At 71.2% G+C, this 722-nt stretch carries 1 protein-coding gene; it reads left to right on the forward strand.

Annotated elements, in window-relative coordinates; translation table 11 throughout:
- Positions 1 to 172: 172 nt before the first annotated feature.
- Positions 173 to 722, forward strand: a 550-nt coding sequence (locus tag CH341_RS31675) for a cytochrome b (protein ID WP_111423716.1), incomplete at its 3' end; no start/stop codon positions are given.

Consider the following 722-nt stretch of genomic DNA (forward strand, 5'->3'; position numbering starts at 1 on the left):
CGAGGCCGACCCGCCGGCCGCGCTGGAGCAACTGGCCGCCGCGCTCGACCTCTGATCCGGCCGCCCCGCCCGCCACCATCCCGCGCCTTGCTCTGAATCAAGGCGGCGCGACCCCCGCGGCGCATACGTATTCACATCCCTGCAATCCATTCCGCATGCGAGGTTCATTGCGATGGCTCTGCGCAATTCCTACGAGGCCTACGGGACTCTGGCGCGCCTGTTCCACTGGCTCACCGTGATCTTCGTCGTCGCCGCCTGGGCGATCGGCATGTTCCGCGGCGAGTTGCCGCAAGGGCCGGCGCGGGCGACCGCCATGTTCGTGCACGTCAATTTGGGGCTGGCCGTACTCGGGCTGCTGGTGGCCCGCATCCTGTGGCGGCTGGCCGATCCGGCGCCGCCGGCGCCCAGGACGCCGCTCGGTCGTCTCGGCGAGATCGCGTCCGCCTCGGCTCACGGCCTCAGCTATCTGCTGCTCGCCGCCGTGCCGCTGATCGGCATCGCCACCGTGTTCGCCCGCGGCCGGGCGCTGTCGGTGTTCGGGCTGTTCGAGATCGCCTCGCCGTGGGCCGCCGACCAGGCCTTCGCGGCCATGCTGAAGCCGTATCACGGCCTGCTGGCGCAGGCCCTGATCGCGATCGCGGTCCTGCACGCGATCGCGGCGCTGGTGCATCACGTCGTGTTCCGGGATCCGACCTTGCGCCGGATGATCGGCCCGCGGCCCG

This window comes from Rhodoplanes roseus, from assembly GCF_003258865.1.
Lineage (GTDB): Bacteria > Pseudomonadota > Alphaproteobacteria > Rhizobiales > Xanthobacteraceae > Rhodoplanes > Rhodoplanes roseus.